This window comes from Kibdelosporangium phytohabitans, from assembly GCF_001302585.1.
Taxonomy (GTDB): Bacteria; Actinomycetota; Actinomycetes; order Mycobacteriales; family Pseudonocardiaceae; genus Kibdelosporangium; species Kibdelosporangium phytohabitans.
This window is the reverse complement of the sequence record NZ_CP012752.1, coordinates 6,490,115-6,506,975: the sequence shown is the minus strand read 5'-3', so window position 1 is coordinate 6,506,975 and position 16,861 is coordinate 6,490,115. Positions and strand designations below refer to the sequence as shown.

Annotated in this window: 21 protein-coding genes and 1 pseudogene; 15 read left to right on the top strand and 7 right to left on the bottom strand. The window is 67.0% G+C overall.

What is annotated here, in order from left to right; all coding sequences use genetic code 11:
• Nucleotides 1-121 precede the first annotated feature (121 nt).
• Both arsB and AOZ06_RS29405 read right to left on the bottom strand, forming a co-directional pair.
• Nucleotides 122-1,213: an ACR3 family arsenite efflux transporter gene (arsB, locus tag AOZ06_RS29410; protein WP_257721427.1), complete on the bottom strand. Its 1,092-nt coding sequence runs from the start codon at nt 1,211-1,213 to the stop codon at nt 122-124.
• Complete coding sequence (locus AOZ06_RS29405) at nt 1,210-1,605, bottom strand: ArsR/SmtB family transcription factor (protein ID WP_054292367.1); 396 nt, start codon at nt 1,603-1,605, stop codon at nt 1,210-1,212. The genes arsB and AOZ06_RS29405 overlap by 4 nt, the downstream gene beginning before the upstream one ends.
• 113 nt (nt 1,606-1,718) lie before the next feature.
• Here AOZ06_RS29405 and arsM point away from each other — a divergent pair, with 113 nt between their 5' ends.
• Both arsM and AOZ06_RS29395 read left to right on the top strand, forming a co-directional pair.
• Nucleotides 1,719-2,528, top strand: coding sequence for an arsenite methyltransferase (arsM, locus tag AOZ06_RS29400; protein ID WP_054297005.1), 810 nt, complete (start codon nt 1,719-1,721; stop codon nt 2,526-2,528).
• A gap of 649 nt (nt 2,529-3,177) precedes the next feature.
• Entirely contained in the window at nt 3,178-4,161 is a 984-nt protein-coding gene (locus AOZ06_RS29395; RefSeq protein ID WP_225952940.1) for a replication-relaxation family protein, read from the top strand.
• Nucleotides 4,162-4,327: 166 nt separating this feature from the next.
• Here the strand turns inward: AOZ06_RS29395 and AOZ06_RS29390 are convergent, their stop codons facing one another.
• The gene (locus AOZ06_RS29390) at nt 4,328-4,789 is read right to left on the bottom strand and encodes a MarR family winged helix-turn-helix transcriptional regulator (protein WP_054292365.1); all 462 of its coding nucleotides are present in this window, start codon (nt 4,787-4,789) and stop codon (nt 4,328-4,330) included.
• 46 nt (nt 4,790-4,835) lie between these two features.
• On the opposite strand from AOZ06_RS29390, the gene yczE reads away from it, so the two are divergent.
• Together yczE and AOZ06_RS60405 are read left to right on the top strand one after the other, a co-directional pair.
• Complete coding sequence (gene yczE / locus AOZ06_RS29385; protein WP_054292364.1) at nt 4,836-5,423, top strand: membrane protein YczE; 588 nt, start codon at nt 4,836-4,838, stop codon at nt 5,421-5,423.
• 3 nt (nt 5,424-5,426) lie between these two features.
• Entirely contained in the window at nt 5,427-6,305 is an 879-nt protein-coding gene (locus AOZ06_RS60405) for an LLM class flavin-dependent oxidoreductase (RefSeq protein ID WP_054292363.1), read from the top strand.
• Here the strand turns inward: AOZ06_RS60405 and AOZ06_RS54700 are convergent.
• Entirely contained in the window at nt 6,217-6,669 is a 453-nt protein-coding gene (locus tag AOZ06_RS54700; protein ID WP_236951784.1) for an epoxide hydrolase N-terminal domain-containing protein, read from the bottom strand. The two genes, AOZ06_RS60405 and AOZ06_RS54700, sit on opposite strands and share 89 nt — an antisense overlap.
• A gap of 330 nt (nt 6,670-6,999) precedes the next feature.
• On the opposite strand from AOZ06_RS54700, the gene AOZ06_RS29375 reads away from it, so the two are divergent.
• The 5 genes and pseudogenes from AOZ06_RS29375 to AOZ06_RS29360 all read left to right on the top strand — a co-directional run bounded on the left by AOZ06_RS29375 (nt 7,000) and on the right by AOZ06_RS29360 (nt 11,379).
• The gene (locus tag AOZ06_RS29375; protein ID WP_236951783.1) at nt 7,000-8,325 is read left to right on the top strand and encodes an extracellular solute-binding protein; all 1,326 of its coding nucleotides are present in this window, start codon (nt 7,000-7,002) and stop codon (nt 8,323-8,325) included.
• A gap of 69 nt (nt 8,326-8,394) precedes the next feature.
• Entirely contained in the window at nt 8,395-9,231 is an 837-nt protein-coding gene (locus tag AOZ06_RS29370) for a carbohydrate ABC transporter permease (RefSeq protein ID WP_236951782.1), read from the top strand.
• The gene (locus AOZ06_RS29365; protein WP_083472014.1) at nt 9,228-10,121 is read left to right on the top strand and encodes a carbohydrate ABC transporter permease; all 894 of its coding nucleotides are present in this window, start codon (nt 9,228-9,230) and stop codon (nt 10,119-10,121) included. The genes AOZ06_RS29370 and AOZ06_RS29365 overlap by 4 nt, the downstream gene beginning before the upstream one ends.
• A 546-nt stretch (nt 10,122-10,667) precedes the next feature.
• A pseudogene (locus AOZ06_RS62225) lies at nt 10,668-10,772 on the top strand (DUF4383 domain-containing protein); the annotation flags it as partial.
• A 142-nt stretch (nt 10,773-10,914) separates the two neighbouring features.
• Nucleotides 10,915-11,379 carry an SRPBCC family protein gene (locus tag AOZ06_RS29360; protein ID WP_054292361.1) on the top strand — a complete coding sequence of 155 codons (465 nt, stop codon included), beginning with the start codon at nt 10,915-10,917 and terminating at the stop codon, nt 11,377-11,379.
• A gap of 396 nt (nt 11,380-11,775) precedes the next feature.
• Here the strand turns inward: AOZ06_RS29360 and AOZ06_RS58525 are convergent, their stop codons facing one another.
• Complete coding sequence (locus tag AOZ06_RS58525) at nt 11,776-12,102, bottom strand: hypothetical protein (RefSeq protein WP_054292360.1); 327 nt, start codon at nt 12,100-12,102, stop codon at nt 11,776-11,778.
• A gap of 261 nt (nt 12,103-12,363) precedes the next feature.
• Complete coding sequence (locus tag AOZ06_RS29350) at nt 12,364-12,807, bottom strand: MarR family winged helix-turn-helix transcriptional regulator (protein ID WP_054292359.1); 444 nt, start codon at nt 12,805-12,807, stop codon at nt 12,364-12,366.
• A 99-nt stretch (nt 12,808-12,906) separates the two neighbouring features.
• Here AOZ06_RS29350 and AOZ06_RS29345 point away from each other — a divergent pair, with 99 nt between their 5' ends.
• The 5 genes from AOZ06_RS29345 (at nt 12,907) to AOZ06_RS29335 (ending at nt 15,766) form a co-directional block, all read left to right on the top strand.
• Nucleotides 12,907-13,299, top strand: a complete 393-nt coding sequence (locus AOZ06_RS29345; RefSeq protein WP_054292358.1) for a nuclear transport factor 2 family protein — start codon at nt 12,907-12,909, stop codon at nt 13,297-13,299.
• A 114-nt stretch (nt 13,300-13,413) separates the two neighbouring features.
• Entirely contained in the window at nt 13,414-13,833 is a 420-nt protein-coding gene (locus AOZ06_RS62220; RefSeq protein ID WP_417999905.1) for a sigma factor, read from the top strand.
• Nucleotides 13,721-14,068, top strand: a complete 348-nt coding sequence (locus AOZ06_RS56890) for a sigma factor-like helix-turn-helix DNA-binding protein (RefSeq protein ID WP_417999975.1) — start codon at nt 13,721-13,723, stop codon at nt 14,066-14,068. Before AOZ06_RS62220 ends, AOZ06_RS56890 begins: the two co-directional genes overlap by 113 nt.
• Nucleotides 14,065-14,295 carry a hypothetical protein gene (locus AOZ06_RS29340; protein ID WP_083472013.1) on the top strand — a complete coding sequence of 77 codons (231 nt, stop codon included), beginning with the start codon at nt 14,065-14,067 and terminating at the stop codon, nt 14,293-14,295. The genes AOZ06_RS56890 and AOZ06_RS29340 overlap by 4 nt, the downstream gene beginning before the upstream one ends.
• Nucleotides 14,296-14,593: 298 nt before the next feature.
• Nucleotides 14,594-15,766 carry a cytochrome P450 gene (locus AOZ06_RS29335; protein WP_225952939.1) on the top strand — a complete coding sequence of 391 codons (1,173 nt, stop codon included), beginning with the start codon at nt 14,594-14,596 and terminating at the stop codon, nt 15,764-15,766.
• A 61-nt stretch (nt 15,767-15,827) separates the two neighbouring features.
• On the opposite strand, the gene AOZ06_RS29330 is transcribed toward AOZ06_RS29335, so the two are convergent.
• Nucleotides 15,828-16,034, bottom strand: a complete 207-nt coding sequence (locus AOZ06_RS29330) for a hypothetical protein (RefSeq protein ID WP_063810452.1) — start codon at nt 16,032-16,034, stop codon at nt 15,828-15,830.
• 106 nt (nt 16,035-16,140) lie between these two features.
• Between AOZ06_RS29330 and AOZ06_RS29325 the strand changes: the two genes are divergently transcribed.
• Nucleotides 16,141-16,776: a TetR/AcrR family transcriptional regulator gene (locus AOZ06_RS29325; RefSeq protein WP_054292354.1), complete on the top strand. Its 636-nt coding sequence runs from the start codon at nt 16,141-16,143 to the stop codon at nt 16,774-16,776.
• Nucleotides 16,777-16,861 lie beyond the last annotated feature (85 nt).

Genomic DNA, 16,861 nt, shown 5'->3' with positions numbered 1-16,861 from the left:
CGAACGTCGCGTAGCAGCGCGGCGACGGTTTCCCGGGAGAAGTTCCCGTCGGACCGGCGGGTGAGGACAGCGCCCTCACGGGCTGGCAGATCGTGTACCCGGGAGTCGGGTAAGCGGGGACTCAGGTGTCGGGTGTTGACTGTCGGCGTCGTAGGGCCAGGGCGAGATAGACCAAGGCGATGAGTACGGGGACCTCGATGAGCGGGCCGACGACGCCCGCCAGGGCTTGGCCGCTGGTCGCGCCGTAGGTGGCGATGGCCACCGCGATCGCGAGTTCGAAGTTGTTGCCCGCGGCGGTGAACGCCAGTGTGGTGCGTCGCCGGTATCCCAGCCCGATCGCGCGGCCCAGCGCGTAGGACCCGGCCCACATCAGCGCGAAGTAGACCAGCAGCGGCAGCGCGATGCGGGCGACGTCCAGGGGTTGCTGGGTGATTTGGCGGCCTTGCAACGCGAACAGGATCACGATGGTGAACAGCAACCCGTACAGGGCGAACGGACCCACGCGGGGCAGCAGCCGGGTTTCGTACCAGTCACGCCCCCGGGCCTTTTCGCCCAGTCGGCGGGTGAGGTACCCGGCTGCCAGCGGGACACCGAGGAAGATCAGCACGCTGCGGGCGATCTCCCAGCCCGAAACGGCCAGGTCGGCGGTCGCCAGGCCGAGCCAGTCGGGCAGCAGGTCGAGGTAGAACCACCCCAGCACACCGAACATGAGCACTTGGAACACCGAGTTGAGCGCGACCAGCACGGCCGCGGCCTCGCGGTCACCACAGGCCAGGTCGTTCCAGATGATGACCATGGCGATGCACCGTGCCAGCCCGACGATGATCAGCCCGGTACGGTACTCGGGCAGGTCCGGCAGCAGCAGCCAGGCCAGCGCGAACATCACTGCGGGGCCGAGCACCCAGTTGAGCAGCAGCGAGGACCACAACAGCCGCCGGTCGCCGGTGACGCTGCCGAGCCGGTCATAGCGGACCTTGGCCAGCACCGGGTACATCATCACCAGCAGCCCGAGCGCGATCGGCAACGACACCCCGGCAACAGTGACCGCCGCGAGCGCGTCTCCGATGCCGGGCACCGCACGGCCAAGACCGAGCCCAGCGGCCATCGCCGCCAGAATCCACACCGGCAGCAGCCGATCCAGCCGCGACAACCGCCCCGTCACCGATCCCCGATCGACACCGGTGCCAATAGTGGAGCCGGTCGGCGCGGTCACCGGTGACCGCCAACGGCGGGTTCGGGCAACTGGTCTCCGGCCGGGCGGGTCAGCAGTGCGGCGAGCCGGTCGGTGGCCTCGGGCAGCAGCCAGTAGTACACCCAGGTGCCGCGTCGTTCACAGTCGATCAACCCGGCCTGGCGCAACAATTTCAGGTGATGCGAGATCGTCGGCTGGGACAACTCGAAGCTCGGCGTCAGCTCGCACACACAGACCTCGCCCCCGGAGCGGGAGGCGATCATCGACAGCAGCCGCAGCCGTACCGGGTCGCCCAGCGCCTTGAACACCGGTGCCAACTGGTCGGCCTGCTCTGTGCTCAACGGCGCGGTCAGCAGGCCGGGACAGCAGGCGTCGGTCTGGCCGAGCACTGGCAACGGCTCTTGTTTCGACATGCTTCTATATTGACAAACTTCTACCCAGGGTCGCAAGCTTGCATCGACGCACATCGATACACCGGCCTTGAGACCGCAGGCCGGTGGAACCACCGACGGGGAGCGACACACTGATGAACGACCAGGCAACCGACCTGCGTGAGACGGTCCGCGAACGCTACGCCGCCGCGGCCACTACCGTGCTGACCGCAAGCACAACCACCGACTGCTGCGGACCGGCACCGGTGGAAGTGGATTCGAACTTCGGCAGCACCCTCTACACGGGAGCCGAACGCGACGAGTTGCCCGCCGAGGCGGTAGCCGCGTCACTGGGCTGCGGCAACCCGACCGCGGTCGCTGAACTGCGTGACGGCGAACGGGTCCTGGACCTGGGCTCCGGTGGCGGCATCGACGTACTGCTGTCCGCCCGCCGGGTCGGGCCGACCGGCAAGGCCTACGGCCTGGACATGACCGACGAGATGCTCACACTCGCCCTGGCCAACACCGCCAAGGCCGGCGTCACCAACGTCGAGTTCCTGAAGGGCACCATCGAGGCCATCCCCCTGCCCGCGGGCACCATCGACGTGGTGATCTCCAACTGCGTCATCAACCTCTCGGTCGACAAGCCCGCCGTGTTCGCCGAGACCTTCCGGGTGCTGGCTCCCGGCGGGCGGATCGGGATCTCCGACGTCGTCGCCGCCGACCACCTCACCCCCGAGCAGCGCGCCGAGCGCGGCTCGTATGTCGGCTGCATCGCCGGGGCGCTGAGCTTCACTGAATACCGCGAACACCTCACCGCAGCCGGGTTCACCGACATCGAGATCACCCCCACCCACCAAGTCGCCGACGCCATGCACTCCGCGATCGTCCGCGCCACCAAACCCGCCGCCAGCGCCACAACGTCGGGCGAAGCCGCACCTGACGCAACAGGCGGATGCTGCTGAACCGGAAGTAGGCGATCGGGCCGACGAAGTTGACCGCTATGACCAGATGCTCACCAGTCGTCTCCACCCGACCACCATGACCCTGTGACATGACGGAACCGTCGCCGGAGGGGCGGTATTTGTGTGCACCTGCCGTGGCTCGATGTGGGCGAGAGTGAGTTGGTCGGGCCGTGAGCACCGAGTGAAGCGCATGATCACCCTCTTTGCTCCGTCGAGGCCCGCCGCGCGGACTTCGAGTGGGACTTCCTGTGGACACGTCGTGACCAGGCCGGGCCGGGGCAGGCCGCTGACGCTGACCACCTTGCCGGGGGCCAGGACCGCGTTTTCGCACCCAGAAGGAGATAGGTGGTTCCGGAGATGAGGCGGAGGATCGGGCACCCTGCTTCGACGTCGACCTCGCCCCTGGTCGTGGTCTTCGAGTCACGAAAGACGAGTGTGCAGAACATCAGTCCTGCAAGCCTGGCATGTCCTATCCGCCGGTGTGGTTCCTTGCCGGTCGGCCAGGTCGTTCGCCGGGTGATGCGGAAGGCCGGGCTGTCGTCGGCGATCCGCTTGATCTCCAACAGCGGGCGTGCCGGTTGACGAATGTGGGCACGGGCTCACGGGGCGAGGTCAGGGACCGCCGCAGTATCAGTGCGCGTTCTCCGGGATGGATCGCCACCAGCCGGACGTCCTTGCTGCTGCCGCGCCGCGGCACCGCTCGACCGTCATCGGCACGGACATTGCGCACCCAGGACCTCTGCCGTCCCCAGGGCTCCGTCGTTCACCCGGCATCACACCAGATCCTTTTCGCGGCGACGCTCCGGTGGCGCGGCAATCGGAAACCACCCAGACGTCCTCGCGGAACACAAAGTCCTCACGACGACCCCAAGCCTCGGCCCTCGAGGTCACGTCGATTCGCCGGGCGCAATCCCGACTGCTGAACCTGCGTCAACTGGGCGTCGTGTTCGCGTTCCGCCGTCGACGCCAGCACGGCGCCGTGACGGAAACACGCTACGCTCTCGGCTACCCCGGCAAACGGCTGATCGCCGCGCGACGTGCGCAGAAACCACCAACGCCCAAGGAATACGCGAAAGCCTTGGAACGACTCACAGTGTGGCCGAAGCTCGACCACCAACTCGGAGTGAACGACTTCTTCTGCGCCCTGGCCTCACATCGCCACCGCGACCACGGCAGCGACCATGGTGCACTCACCCAATGGTGGTCAGAACAGCGGTGCGTGAATTTCTTCTGGACGAACAGGAACGGGTACTCAGCACAGCTACGGCCCGACGGCTACGGATGCTGGGAGGAACACGGGCGTACAGTCCGCTTCTTCCTGACACACGACACCGGCAGCGAGTCGCTGTCCGTCGTCACGCGCAAGATCGCCGACTACAGCGCATACCCCACCGACCGTTTCGGAATCTTGCTGCTGTCGGTCCGATCAACCAAACGGGAAGTCGCTCTCCGCGCAGCACTGGACCGAGCTCTCGCTGGGCGAGATCCCGGCTTCGTGATTGCCACAGCCGGGCGTGACCACGGACACCCCGACGGCCCCGCTCGCCGTGACCGCGGCGATATCCCCAAAGCATCGGCCCTGGCCTCATGCCCCTCACCCTCGGCGAAGTCCATCGTCTTCTGGCACATCTGATCCACACCACACCCGCACGATGCCTGACCTGGGCCTGGTATCACTGGCGACGCCGCCACCAACACCTCCCACTACCAACGAAGACAACACCATCGAAGTGCGGCTGGAGTGCTAGACCCGTTTCTCGCACTCGATTTAGGCTCTCATCGACAGGGTAGGGGTCGCGTCAGATCGGGCCGGTGAGGTGGGTGACGACCTTGTCGGCGATCCGGTCGAGTGCCGCGATCTCCTCGGGTGTGAGCAGGCCGACCAGGTGACGGCGGACCGAGGCCACGTGGTGCGGCGCGGCTTCGCGCAGTGTGGACCAGCCGGACTCGGTGAGCGCGACGACCGCGCCTCGCGCGTCGCCCTCGGCGGGTAGGCGGCTGACCAGGCCACGGCTTTCCATGCGGCCGACGTGGTGGGCGAGGCGGCTGGTGGACCACAGCAGGTGGGCGGCCAGTTCGCGGGCGCGCCAGCGGCCCTCGGGGTGTTCGGAGAGTGTCGAGAGGACGTCGTAGTCCGCTTCGGACAGGCCGGAGTCCTGCAGGAGGTCGCGTGCGAGTTGCAGGTCGAGCAGCGTGCGCATTCGCCGGTACCGGCGCCAGGCGCGTTCCTGCTCGGCGGTCAGCCACTGCCTGTCGGTCACCGCACTGACCCTACCACTTTGCTGACGCGTCAGGTACTTTGCTGACATGTCAGCAAAACTTCTCCAGCTTCTGCTCGGGCTGATCGGGTTCGGCGTGAGCCTCGTCCTGATGGTCAGGGCGGGACTGGGGCTGGGCGCGTGGGACGTGTTCCACCAGGGTGTCGCCGACCGTCTCGGCGCGCCGCTCGGCGGGGTCACCATCGCCACCAGCGCGCTCGTGCTGCTGCTGTGGATTCCCCTGCGCCAGCGCCCGGGAATCGGCACGGTCTGCAACGCCGTCGTGGTCGGGCTCGTGGTGGACCTCGGGCTCGCCGTGCCGTTCGCGCCCGATTCGCTCGCCGTACGCGTGCTGTTGCTGGTCGGCGGCATAGTTCTGAACGCGCTGGCCACCGCCTGCTACATCGGTGCCGGGCTGGGGCCGGGAGCGCGTGACGGGCTGATGACCGGCCTCGCTGCCCGCGGCCACTCCATCCGCGTCGTGCGCACGCTGATCGAACTCACCGTCCTCGCCGTCGGGTTCCTGCTCGGTGGAACCGTCGGCGTCGGAACCGTCGCGCACGCCCTCGCCATCGGCCCGCTCACTCACGTACTGCTGCCCAAGCTGAGCCGCACACCCACAGTCCGAAAGGGATAGAACATGTCCGAACTGCTCGTCGGTGCCGACCTGTCGACCGTCGTCGGCGACGACCCGGTCACCGCTGCCAGGGACGCGGAGAGCCTGGGATTCGACTTCGTCTCCGCGTCCGACCACCCGTACGGAACGCAGCCGACCCACGACACCCTCGCGATGCTGACCTGGGTCGCCGCGCACACCACACGGATCAGGATCGCCACACGGGTGCTCGGTGTGCCGTTCCGCCGGCCGGCGATGGTCGCCAAAACGGCCGCGTCCCTCGACCTGCTCACCGGCGGCCGGTTCATCCTCGGCCTCGGCGCGGGCCACTCGGACAAGGAGATCCACGCCCTCGGCGGCCCGGTACCGTCCACCCGGGACAAGATCAACGACCTCGCCGACGCGGTGCACGTCATCAGAGGTGCGTTGACCACACCGGGTTTCACCCACCACGGCCGCAACCTCAGCGTGCACGACCTCGAACTGGAACCCAAGCCGCCGCGCCCGATCCCCATCTGGCTCGGCACGTTCGGGCCGCGTGCGCTCGCGGTGACCGGACGGCTGGCCGACGGTTGGATCCCCTCCCACGGCCACGCCCCGCCGGAGTCGATTCCCGCGATGCGCCGGCGGATCGACGCGGCAGCCGAGTCCGTCGGCCGTGACCCGGCCGCGATCCAGGGCATCTACAACGTGGTGGTGCGTGTCGACCCCGACGCGTCACCCACGGACGCACTGGTCGCCGGAACCGCGACCCAGGTGGCGGACCGGTTGCGCGGCTTCGCCGACCTCGGCTTCACCGGCTTCAACATCATGCTCACCGGCCCGGATCGCGCCGAACAGTCGCGCCGCGTGGCAGGCGATGTGCTGCCAGCGCTCCGGCGTGCGTCGGACACGATGTTGTGATGATGCTCGGAGAGACTCGGACCGTGGCTGTTGGGTCTGCACGACACCGTAGGCGGCTTCGTTGTCGACGTATTCCGGCGAATGGACGTGCAGGAAGTGCACGTTCGTACCGTCGATGGTCGTCGTGTACTTGCGGGTGCGCGTTGAACCGCTCTTCCCAGACACGCCAGTCGTAGTGGTGGCGCCAGTGCTGAACCAGTTCACGCACCCTGGCGACCGGTAGGCCGTAGCTTGTGCCGCCGCCTTCCGGCTCAGGGGCCCACCGGACCCGATCGAGCCGGTAACGCAAGTGGGCCAGGTCGTCGTCGGGAATCTCGATCCGGTGCGGCCGGCGGAAGTGCCACCGCCGGAAGATTGCCCTCACCAGCTCCGGTGATGAAGAAGACGGGGACTACCCCGTCCTCTTCTCCGTCGTCGAAGACTTCCACGTCACCCGAGCTTGCTCGGCGATGGGGTTCGCGATGGACCGAACATCGGAGGGCGACTTCAACGCCCTGTACGAGGCCTATCACGCGATCAACGACAGAAACGCCTTCGAGCAGTCGTCCGCGGCTGATCAGCCCCATAGGAGTTGTGCCACGTAGTGGACAGTGAAAGAGCGGAAGCCATCCCGGACTCGCAGGAAGCTCTGGTCGTTCCTGGTTTGCCCGTGTGTCAGCCGGGTATTCGGGCACTCCACGGAAGGGGTGTGCGGGTGAGCAAAGCGGGAACGCTGATTGCCGTGGCGATGCTCGCGGCGGGATGCGCCGGGCTGGGGGCGTCGGCCAACGACGGGCCGAACGTGCTGACCACCATGGGTTTCGGGTTACCCGACGAGCACGCGACGGCTCGAGTGGGACTCTTCCGGCAGAAGTACCCCGGCATCGATCTCCGGATCACCGAGGGCGCGTTCGACGAGCAGCAGTTCCTGTCGGCCGTCGCCAGCGGGGAGCCGCCGGACCTGGTGTACGCCGATCGGGTCAAGCTCGGTGGGTTCGCCGCGCGCGGTGCGGTGCAACCGATCGACGAATGCGTGCGGCGGCACCGTGTCGATCTTTCGGTCTTCCGGTCCGCGGCGTTGCGACAGGTCACGGTCGACGGCCACACCTATGGCCTGCCGGATTTCGCCACTGTCAAGTTGCTGATCATCAACAACCCGCCCGTCCGGGCCGCGGGCATCGACCCAGCCGGAATGTCGGCGACGGACTGGGCGTTGCTGGCAGCGCAGACATCGACGCTGACCGAGTCCGGTGGTGGGCGGCTGCGCCGGATCGGCTTCGACCCGAAACTGCCGGACTTCGTCCCGCTGTGGGCCAAGGCGAACGGTGCCGACCTGATCTCCCCGGACGGCCGGCGGGCGATGCTGGACGACCCGAAGGTCGTCGAGATGTTGCGGTACACCACCGACCTGGTCAAAGCGCAGGCGCCGTGGGCGTCGTTCAAGGCGTTCAAGGACGGTTTCGACGAGTTCGGCGCCGGAAACCAGTACGCGAAGGACCAGCTTGCCGCGATGCCGATGGATTCCTTCTACATCAACACGCTGGCCACGAACTCACCGGACGTCGACGTCACAGTCAAGCCGTTCACCGACCGCGCGGGCAACGCCTTCACCGAACTCGGCGGCCAGGCCTGGGCCATACCCCGAGGTGCGGCGCATCCTGAGCAGGCATGCGACTTCCTGGTCACGATGACGGCCAAGGACGCCTGGGTCACCGCGGCCAAGGCACGCCGTGACGGATTGGCAGCCAAAGGCAGGCCCTATGGCGGCACGTTCACCGCGAACCGGGACGCTGACGACGAGATCTTCTCGGCGGTGTACCGGCCGAACGGCAACCGGATCATCGAACAGGGCGTGCCGGTGGTGTTGTCGTTGCAGGAAAAAGCTTTCACGCTACCGCCCAGTCCGGCCGCACCGGATCTGATCCGGGCGTGGCGCTCGGCGGCGGTGCGCGTGCTCAACGGCCAGCAGACAGCGGAGCAGGCACTGGCCGACGCGCAGCGCGAAGCCGACCTCGCGTTGCGCCGAGTGATCGGGCGGTAGACCGTGGCCGGGCGACGCGGTGACACTCGGGCGGCATGGGCGTTTCTCTCTCCCTGGGTGGCGGGTTTCGTGCTGTTCACAGCCGGCCCGATGGTGTTCAGCCTGTATCTGTCGCTGACCCGCTACGACATGCTCAAACCCGCGTCCTATGTGGGCATGGACAACTATCGGGAGCTGATCTCCGACCCCAAGGTCGCCACCGCGCTGTACAACACGTTGTTCTTCACGTTCCTGCACGTGCCGCTCCAGATCGTGTTGGCACTGGGCCTGGCTTCGTTGCTGCGGCGGGCGGGCCGCGCGAGCGGGTTCTTCCGGACCGTGTTGTACCTGCCCGTGATGACGCCGCCCGTCGCGCTCGCCGCGATGTTCCTGCTGCTGCTCAACGGCCAGACCGGTGCGATCAACGAACTGCTCGGCTGGTTCGGTTTCACCGGCCCGAACTGGACCACAGATCCGGTCTGGGTCAAACCCGGGCTGGTGGTGATGAGCCTGTGGACGGTCGGCAGCACGGCGATCATCTACCTCGCCGCGCTCAGCCGCGTGCCGGGCGAACTCTACGAAGCCGCCCGGCTCGACGGAGCGTCGCCGTGGCGGCAGTTCTGGCACATCACGCTGCCTGGCATCAGCGGCACGATCTATTTCACCGTCGTGGTGAACACCATCGCCTCCTTGCAGACGTTCACCGAGGCGTACGCGATGTTCTTCGGCAACAGCGAAACCGCCGACAGCCAAGGTGACTCGGCGCTGTTCTACGTGATCTACCTGTTCCAGCAGGCGTTCAGCTCGCTGCGAATGGGCTACGCCTCGGCGCTGGGCTGGGCGTTGTTCGTGGTGATCGCGGTGATCACCGTCATCCAGGTCCGGGTCAGCCGTCGGCTGGTGCACTACGAAAGCGAGCCGCGATGAGCTTGGTGGAAGCGCCCGCTGCGGCGACCGTCACCGAACGGGACGTCACCAGCCGCACACCACGGACCACGTCGATCGTCAGGATCGCGTGTGTGCTGGCTCTGCTGCTGACCGCGGTGGCGTTCCTGTACCCGCTGATCTGGTTGGTCAGCGCGTCGTTGAAGGACCGCGCGCACGTCTTCGACAACGCGCTCATCCCGAATCCCGTGGCGTTCGCCAACTACGTCGAGGTCTGGCAGGCAGTGCCGCTGCTGGCGTGGATCGTCAACAGCGCGCTCGTGGGCCTGGCCGCCGCGGCTGCGGCGACGCTGTCCAGCGCCGTGGTGGCCTACGGCTTCGCGCGGTTCCAGTTCCGCGGTCGCGACGTGATGTTCGGGCTGGTACTGGCCACGATGATGTTGCCGAGCGCGGTCACCATGGTGCCGGTCTACCTGGAATGGCATGCCGTCGGGCTGGCGACCACGCAGATCCCGTTGTGGGCGCAGAACCTCTTCGGCTCAGCGTTCTACATCTTCCTGCTCCGCCAGTTCTTCCTCGGTCTGCCGGGTGAGATCTTCGACGCGGCGAAGGTCGACGGTGCGGGGCACGTGCGCACGTTCGTCCGGATCGCGCTTCCCCTGACCGTGCCGGCGTTGGTCGTGGTGTTCGTGTTCGAGCTCAAGGCCGCGTGGACGGACCTGATCAAACCCTTGATCTACCTGCGTGACACCGATTTCTTCACACTGCCGCGTGGGCTCAAGACGATTCTCGACCGGTTCGGTGAGGGTGGCGAGTCGCAGTGGGAACTCGTGCTGGCCGCGAGCACGATCGCGACCGCGCCGATGATCCTGCTGTTCCTGGTGGCGCAGCGTTACTTCGTGCGTGGTCTGAACACCCAATCGAACCGATGACCGCACGAAGGGGTGCGGCGGGCAGGCGCTCGCGAGACTCCTGATTGCACCGGACGTCGATGAGTCCTCGGCGGCGCGTCCGTGGAGAACCAGTTCGTCCGTCGTGCGGTCTCGACCGTGACGAGATCCGTCTCGCCGGTGACCGACAGCAGCCACCAGCGTCCGTCTCGCCGCACACTGACCTCGAGCACATCCACGTCGGGTGCCCCTTCCCGTGATGTGAGGCCGTTGCAGCGGCCAGACGGGGACATTCACCCGCCACCACGGTAACGGTTGCCGGTGATCGCGCCGCCACGGGGCTCGAGCGGGGCTGCCTGAGAACTTAACGCCGGTGAATCGTTTTGTCATCGATTCACCGGGTATCGCTGAGTCAGGCACCTCGGCATCCGGCCGGGCGCGCACATGAAGGAGATTCGCTTGTCACGCCGGTTATGTTGCTGGCCAAGCCCTGTGGGCCGATGACCGCGACCGGGGGAGTGGCTGGCCCGGTGCGGGCGTTGATCGCCGCGCTCGGTGCCCGTGACACGGCATTACCCGGCGAGGTTGGTCAACACCGCTGACAACTGGCTGCACCTCGGCCTCGCGGTCGGAATGATCGCGCTCGGCGCTTTGACCGGCGTGGTGGCCGCGACCCGCCGCACATCGCCTGACCCCAGCAGGCACACCCCGTGTGCGGTGGTCATACAGGCCGTGCGGACGCGCAGCGTCCCCCGTGGTTGCGCGTCCGCGCGGCCGGTGACCCATTCGATCCGTCTCCGTCAGTGTTACGTCAAGGAAAGGGCAGAAAGCAGCGATGAGCACGATCACCGAGTCCGTGGATGTCGACGTCGACGTCACCACCGCCTACAACCAGTGGACCCAGTTCGAGTCCTTCCCCCGCTTCATGGAAGGCGTCGACGAGATCCGCCAGGTCGACGACACCCACACGCACTGGAAAATCAGTGTCGCGGGAGCGACCCGCGAGTTCGACGCGACCATCACCGAGCAGCTGCCGGACGAGCGCGTCGCCTGGCGCGCCGACGACGGCCCCAACCACGCCGGGGTGGTCACTTTCCACCGCCTGGACGCGAGCAAGACCCGGGTGACCGCCCAGATGGACATCGACCCCGAAGGATTCGTGGAAAACGTCGCCGACAAACTCGGCATCCTCGACCGCCGTGTCAAGGGCGACATGAAGCGGTTCAAGGAATTCATCGAAAACCGCGGCGGCACGGAAACCGGTGGCTGGCGCGGTCAGGTCGACCGCCCCGGCGCCTGACGCGCCCAGCAGCGGACCGCGCAGGACCGTCCGCGAGCGCCTGGATAGGGAGGGGCTGTGGCCGCCGTGACATCGGCGGCCACAGCCCACAGAGGATTCCGACAGAGGACAGGCGGCCCGAGCTACGTGTCGCTGCACACCCCGCACGGATCTGGCCGCCCTGAAACGGATGCGTGACCTGATCGCCGAAGGACGAGTGCCGCCTCCATCGCCCAGCAAGCGTTCCCCAACGAGCGCTGTGGGGTTGATGTCGTTGGCGAACTCGCTGCGTTTTCGGGGGGAAGCCACTTGGTGGCGCCGGATATGTAAGTGTGCTTCGCTGGGACGACGTGATCCACGTCGATCTTCGACGGTTCTGGGATCCACGACGTGTCCGAGTCATACCGTGAGATCCATTCACCTTTTGTGATCTTGCAGTTTGGCGTCCGTGGCGACGCCTTTGCCGTCGCGTTTGAGCACGAACACGCGCGTCGGACATTTTCCTAGCTTGGTCCAGGCGAAGTCCAGGAACTGTTCTTCTCCCACGTTCACCTGCATGGCGGCCCGGCCCCGGTACGGCAGTACCTGCCGCACCTGCTCGACCTGATCTGGGACCGCAAGATCAACCCCGGCAAGGTTTTCGACCTCGAACTCCCGCTCGGCCAAGCCGCTGACGCCTACCGGGCCATGGCCGAACGCACTGCCATCAAGGTCCTGTTGCGCGGGTGAACCGTGGATTCGCACGGGTGGCGCTTCCTCGGTTACCACCGGCTCGCGGGCGCGTGACCTGAGGCCCGCGAGACAAGCCCCAGTGCGACGGTAGCGCCCGCTTTCAGCCGGATTCCGGAATCCACAGCGACACGCGGCGGGGTCGGCCGGGACAGTTGTCGCGGAAGTGGTCAGAAACCGACGACTCGCTGACATACAGGCAAAGCACGGGCCATGAGCAGAAGCGTGGTGCTGTCCCATTGAGCCGCACGTGCCGGGTGGAGGTGTGTTGCGGCCCTATGTAAAGGGGCCTTCGGTGATGAACCGGCGCAGACCGCGAGCGAACGCCTGGGCTTCGTCTGGGGGCCAGGTAGTGAGGCTCGCGGTGATGTGAGCGGCCAGACGGCGGCGTAGCTCGTCCACCGCCCGTTCGCCGTGCTCGGTGAGGACCAGCAGAGTCGCTCGCCGGTCGAGGGGGTCGGGTTCGCGGCAGAGCAGCCCGGCCTGTTCCAGTCTGGAGGCGCGGCGGGTGACGCCGGAGCGATCGAGACCCACCTCTGAGGCCAGGTCGGCTGCGCTTCGGGGGCCGATCCTGGCCACCGCGCTCAAGACCGGGTAGGTCAGTTCGTCCAGCGCTTCACCCATGTCGGCGGTCAGCGTCTTGTACAGCTGGACCCGCGTAGTGCGCCTGAGCAACACGCCCAGCGCGTCGGCGATCTCGCCTCCTACCTCGTTCTGCATTCCTACAGACTACCGTGCGCGGCGCACGCATCGTGTGCTAGGTTCCCTATAGTGCGTGCGTGGCGCACGCACATCGGCCGTATCTGTGGAAGGACCCCCATGAACCCGACCGGTATCCGTGCCGCCCTCACCGACCTGTTGTTCACCCCCGATCTCAACCTGTACGAGGCAACCGACCGCCACTTCGCGCCCGGCTACCGCCAACGTACCGACGGTGAGTGGGCTGACCGCGAGGGGTTTGTCGAGCACATCGCCCACCTGCGCACGATCGTGGCCGGGGGGTCTATCGAGGTCCATGACGAGCTGTACGAGGGCGACCGCTACGCCGATCGTCACACCGTCGAGATCACCAAGACGGACGGATCGACCGTACGCACGGAGGTCTACGTTTTCGGCGAGTTCGCGCCAGACGGGCGCTTCAGCCGTATCGAGGAAACCACGCTCATGCTCCAGGGTTCCGACGCGGACCGGAACATCGGCCGCGCCCGCTGAGGTTCAGTGCACAGGCGGCAGCAGGACAGCCGCGATCTGCGAGTTCTGACTTCTACCAGGCACTACCTCGCCAGGTGAACAGGCCCGGACCACTGGTGAGGCGACCTGGGCTACGTGTCGCGTGGTTGGCATGAACACTTGCGGCGGCTCAGCGGAATATCCGGTGTGACTTGGGCTGAGCGGTACGCCGGGGCAAGTGTGGCGGACGGTGATGATCGACCGGACTTGAGCGGGGACGACCTTCAGTCGATCTTCCAGGGCTTGTTCGACAGACATGCCCGGGACGTGCACCGATATCTCACCAGTCGCGCCGGGGCGGCAGCAGCTGACGATCTGCTCAGTGACACGTTCCTGATCGCGTTGCAGCGCCGGGGCCAGCTACGACCCGGCACGGGCCAGCGCCCGCGCCTGGTTGTTCGGTATCGCCACGAACCTGCTGCACCGCCATGCCAAGGCCGAGAACCGGTACCTGCGGATGACCGCCCACGACCACGGCACGCAGGTCACCCATGGTCATGCCGATCGGGTGGCTGATCGGGTCGACGCTCAGGTCAGGGTCCGGGAACTGGCCGCTGCGCTGGCCGATCTCGCGCCGGGGGATCGGGACGTGTTGTTGCTGGTCAGCTGGGGAGAGCTGGATGCCGGTGAAATCGGTGCGGTACTCGACATCCCCGCAGGCACTGTCCGTTCCCGGCTGCGGTCGGGTTGGCCCCGCCAGCGGACCTGCGCGACATCGTGCCGGGAGGCAAGGAGATCAGCTTCCCCGTGACGGTGACCCGCCAGGACTCGCCGCCGAACGTGACCGCGCTGTCGGTGGAGATCTCCCACGACGACGGCACCGCCTGGCGCCCGGTCGAGCTGACCCCGGACGGTCCGCAGTGGACGGCCAAGGTCAGCCATCCGGCGAGCGGGTGCGCCTCATTGCGGGCCAATGCCTCCGACGACAAGGGCAACACGGTGAGCCAGGCCATCACCCGCGCCTACCAGATCGGCTGAGTGACGTGGGTCTCGCCCCGCCGGGCGAGCCCCACGCAGCCGCGGCGAGAGCGCACGGCACCACCAGGTTGTCGTATCTGTGCCGGTCTGAGGGGAGTGCAGGACGGGTGGTCGCGCGCATCCCTTGCGACCGTGATCGGGCGTGAACTCGCCGGGTCCGCCTGGGACGGTCGCACTTGGGTGTTCGTCGCACGAAGCTGGAATGTAGTGAGGTGCGATCTTCCCGGTGCCTCATCCGGACCCGCCCCAGAAAGGCGTGAGCGTAGTGACGGCACCATCCGACATGCCGGGTCTCCCGATGACGCGACCGGCTTCGTGCCCGGTCGACCCGCCCGAGGACTACGCCAAGTTTCGCGGTGCCGAGCTGATGAAGGTCCGTTGCCCGGTCGGCATGGACGCCTGGTTGGTCACGCGCTATGCGGATGTCCGCGCGGTGTTGTCCGACCGGACCATGAGTTCGCGCGGCGCCTCCTCGCTGCATGTCAACCCGTACGCGGGCCCCGATGAGGAGGTCCACCCGGGCTCCGTCATCCAGCTCGACGGCGAGCGGCATTCGCGGCTGCGCAAGATGGTGCTCGCGGAGTTCACCGTTCGCCGTGTGAAGGCGATGCGGGAGTACGTCCGCGAACTGGTGGGGCGTCACCTGGACGCGATGCTGGCGAGGCCCGGCACCGCTGATCTGGTGCAGGACTTCGCGTTGCCGATCCCGTCCTTGGTGATCTGCGAGTTGCTCGGCGTGCCGCACGCCGACCGCGAGCGGTTCCAGCGCCAGAGCGTGGCGCTGGTCAGCACCGACCGCACGGCCGAACAATCACGCCAGGCCAGGGACGAGCTTTCCGGCTACTTGGCGGGACTTTTCACCGACAAGCAACGCGACCCGCAGGACGACGTCTTCAGCCGGATGATCACGCGTGGCGAGGCCACCGGTGACCCGCTCACGATGGAAGAACTCGTCATACTCGGCCTCAGCCTGCTCGTGGCCGGGCACGAGACGACGGCGAACATGATCGCGCTGAGCGTGCTGGTGCTGCTGGAGCACCCGGAACAACGCGATGTCGTGCTTCGAACACCGGATCGCGCGGTCGAGGAACTGCTGCGGTACCTCTCGGTTGTGCAGTTCGGCGTGCTGCGCTACGCCACCGAGGACGTCGCGGTCGGCGAGCACACGGTGAAAGCGGGCGACTGGCTGGTCGCGGCCCTGAACTCGGCCAACCGCGACGAGGAGGCGTTCCCCGGCGCCGACGAGCTGGACTTCCACCGTGAGTCCCCGCGCCCGCACCTCGCCTTCGGGTTCGGCGCGCACCAGTGCCTCGGGCAACAACTCGCCCGCGTCGAGCTGCAGGAGACGCTGACCCAGCTGTTCAGCAGAGTGCCGAGCCTGCGGCTCGCCGTATCGCCGGAAGAGCTGGAGTTCAAGCACAACACGTTGGTGTACGGCGTACGTCAGCTGCCGATCACCTGGAGCCGATGATCTCACGGCGTTTCGACTCGACTGAGGCAATCGACACCGGCTCCTCCTCCTCCTCCTCTCATCAGTCGCTTTTCAGCCAGCTCCAGCCCTTTCGCCGTACGACGATGACGAGTCCGATCACCAGCAACAGCGCATGCCCGGCGACGTGCAGCGCGGTCGGCATCTCCACGTAGTTGAGCAGAAACCAGCTCTTCGAGCCGCCGGACAGGTTGTTGATCAGACCCCCGCCACCCTGAATCAGCAGCGCCAGCCCGAGAATCTCGACCACCACGCCTCCTATCTAATGAATACGAACGTATTTGTTAGGTGGCGATGCTAGCCGGGGGCCGGCATGTGGTCAAATCAATGCGAACGTCTCGGGAAGGGGTCGCGCTGTGGAACACCAACGAGTGGGAGTACGGGGCCGCGGCGCCGCGCACGATGAGCGGCGCGGCGCGATCCTCGACGCGGTGTTCACGATCGTTGACACTGAGGGGACCGAGCAAGTCAGCATCAGGCGCGTCGCCGAGCGAGCCGGGGTCTCCGTCGGCCGGGTCCAGCACTACTTCCCCACCAAGGACGACCTGCTGAACGCGGCGTTCACCGCCATCAACGACCTCGGCGCCAGTCGCGTGCACGAGCGCCTCGGCGCGGCGGGCAATGCCGGCGACCCGGCGGCGGTGCTCCACGCGGTGCTGACCGAACTCATTCCCCGCACCGACGATGATCGCCGACTCTTTCGCGTCATGCAGGCATTCGAGACCCACGCGCTGACCCGGCCCCACCTGAACGACCGGGTCAAACAGGGATACCAGGAACTGGCCGCCCTGTTGGCCCTGCTGCTCCACCAGAACGCCGGTGCGCGCCCCGACTCGGCAACCTCCGCGTCCCTGCCCAGGGCGCACGAACTCCTCGCGCTGACCGTCGGACTCGCCGGACTGACCCTCACCGGCAGCGTCACACCGCAACAAGCCCAGCACATCGCCCTCACCCGACTGGAAGCCGTGCTCGCCGAGGTGCCTGGCCGTTAGTCCGCTGCGTTCACCGCGATTGGTCCGAGTGGAGTGTCGCGACGGAGAAAAGTGCTTGATGCCGGCGATCTGTCGGCAAGGCGCT

Coding starts and splice junctions, on each gene's coding strand:
- arsM (WP_054297005.1), top strand. CDS start 1,719: ATGAACGACCAGGCAACCGACCTGCGTGAGACGGTCCGCGAACGCTAC.
- AOZ06_RS60405 (WP_054292363.1), top strand. CDS start 5,427: ATGTCCGAACTGCTCGTCGGTGCCGACCTGTCGACCGTCGTCGGCGAC.
- AOZ06_RS29335 (WP_225952939.1), top strand. CDS start 14,594: ATGACGCGACCGGCTTCGTGCCCGGTCGACCCGCCCGAGGACTACGCC.
- AOZ06_RS29360 (WP_054292361.1), top strand. CDS start 10,915: ATGAGCACGATCACCGAGTCCGTGGATGTCGACGTCGACGTCACCACC.
- AOZ06_RS29405 (WP_054292367.1), bottom strand. CDS start 1,605: ATGTCGAAACAAGAGCCGTTGCCAGTGCTCGGCCAGACCGACGCCTGC.
- AOZ06_RS29345 (WP_054292358.1), top strand. CDS start 12,907: ATGAACCCGACCGGTATCCGTGCCGCCCTCACCGACCTGTTGTTCACC.
- yczE (WP_054292364.1), top strand. CDS start 4,836: ATGTCAGCAAAACTTCTCCAGCTTCTGCTCGGGCTGATCGGGTTCGGC.
- AOZ06_RS29365 (WP_083472014.1), top strand. CDS start 9,228: ATGAGCTTGGTGGAAGCGCCCGCTGCGGCGACCGTCACCGAACGGGAC.
- AOZ06_RS29350 (WP_054292359.1), bottom strand. CDS start 12,807: ATGCAGAACGAGGTAGGAGGCGAGATCGCCGACGCGCTGGGCGTGTTG.
- AOZ06_RS29395 (WP_225952940.1), top strand. CDS start 3,178: ATGGATCGCCACCAGCCGGACGTCCTTGCTGCTGCCGCGCCGCGGCAC.